General features: G+C 72.1%; 2 protein-coding genes. One reads left to right on the plus strand and one right to left on the minus strand.

Translation table 11 applies throughout. The features are described 5' to 3' along the window. Positions 1-748: LpxL/LpxP family Kdo(2)-lipid IV(A) lauroyl/palmitoleoyl acyltransferase (lpxL, locus tag D588_RS0117720; RefSeq protein ID WP_017916926.1), on the plus strand; the 748-nt coding region annotated here is incomplete at its 5' end. Positions 749-752: 4 nt separating this feature from the next. On the opposite strand, the gene D588_RS25245 is transcribed toward lpxL, so the two are convergent. Next, the coding region (locus D588_RS25245) for an O-antigen ligase family protein (RefSeq protein ID WP_017916927.1) at positions 753-1,800 on the minus strand (1,048 nt) is incomplete at its 5' end.

Raw genomic sequence — 1,800 nt, forward strand, 5'->3', positions numbered from 1 at the left:
CGCCGAGGTGAACCTGAAGCTGTGCTTCCCGGAGCAGAGCGAGGCCTGGCGCGAACGCCTGCTGCGCGACAGCTTCGATGCGCTGGGCGTGGGCGTGTTCGAATTCGCCCGCGCCTGGTGGGGCGGCATCGGCGCGATCCGCCGGCGCACCCGCATCGAGGGGCTGGAACACCTGCAGACCTTGCAGGCGCAGGGCCGCGGCGTGCTGCTGGTGTCGGGCCACTTCATGACCTTGGAGATCTGCGGCCGGCTGCTGTGCGAGTACGTGCCGCTGGCCGGCATGTACCGGCGCCACCGCAACCCGGTGTTCGAATGGGCGGTCAAGCGCGGCCGTCTGCGCTACGCCACCGCGATGTTCGCCAACGAGGACCTGCGCGGCAGCGTGCGCCATCTCAAGCGCGGCGGTTTCCTGTGGTACGCGCCGGACCAGGACATGCGCGGGAAGGACACGGTGTTCGTGCCGTTCTTCGGCATGCCCGCGGCCACCATCACCGCTACCCACCAACTGGCGCGGCTGACCGGCTGCGCGGTGGTGCCGTACTTCCACCGCCGCGAAGGCGCCGACTACGTGCTGCGCATCGCGCCGCCGCTGCAGGACTTCCCGTCGGAGGACATGGTCGCCGACACCGCGCGGGTCAACGCCGCCATCGAGGCGATGGTGCGCGAAGCGCCGGCGCAGTATCTGTGGATCCACCGCCGCTTCAAGCGCCAGCCCGGCGGCCGCAGCGACTTCTACGAGCGCGGCTGAGCGCTCACCCAGGCGTCGCGGCGTCGGCGCGCTCGCCCGGTTCGGGGTCGTTCGCCAGCAGGGCGCCGGCGTACAGGCCGATCAGCAGCATGGTCAGCCCGCCCCAGAACGACGAATAGAACGCCAGGTGGGTATTGAACGGGAACACCGTGATCAGCAGCGCCTGCATCGCCGGGCGCGCCCGCTCGCGCGCCTGCGCCGAGGCGTAGCGCCACGCGCGCCACGCCTGCGCGGCACCGGCCAGCCACAGCAGCAGGCCGATCGCGCCGGTCTCGGCGAGCACCTCAAGCACGATCTGGTGGGCATGGAAGGCCGGCTCGCGCCCCCATTCCCCGGCATGGCTCGGATCCGGGTCGCACCCGACGTAGGCCTCGCGGAAGCCGCGCACGCCGACGCCGTTGATCGGGTGCTGGCGGATCATGCACCAGGCCGCGCTCCAGATCTGCGCACGCCCGGTCAGCGCCGCGTTGAGGTCGGCCGGATGCCCGCTGAGTGCGCGCGCGGTGCGCTCGAAGCGGTCGTGCACCTGCGGCGACACCACGCCGAGCACACCGGCGCCCAGCAGCGCGGCCACGCCCAGCGCCAGCAGCTTGCGCGCGCCGAGCAGGCGCCAGCCCGACAGCACCAGCAGCACCGCGAAGGTGATCCACGACGCGCGCGATCCCGCCAGCACCAGCACCACGCCGACCGCCCCTGCCGCGAGCAGCCAGCCCCAGGCACCGCCGCGGCGCGCGGCCAGCCACAGCAGGAACGGCGATACGCTGGCCAGCACCTGGCCGAACTTCAGGTTGCACGGGCCGAACACACCGCTGAGGCGATCGGCCAGGGCGATCTCCTGCGGCGTGCACAGGCCATGGTGACTGATCGCCCACTTCAGCTGGTCCATCGACCAGAACAGCGGGCTGGTGCCGCACAACGCCTGCGCCAGCGCATCCACGGTCCAGATCGCGGCGATCACCGCCAGGCCGTTGAAGGTGGTGCGGCGACCGCGCGGCGTCGCCACCGCCATCGCCACCAGCCACAGGAACGGCAGGAAGCGCAGGTCCACCGCC

The organism is Xanthomonas sp. SHU 308, from assembly GCF_000364645.1.
GTDB classification, from domain to species: Bacteria; Pseudomonadota; Gammaproteobacteria; order Xanthomonadales; family Xanthomonadaceae; genus Xanthomonas_A; species Xanthomonas_A sontii.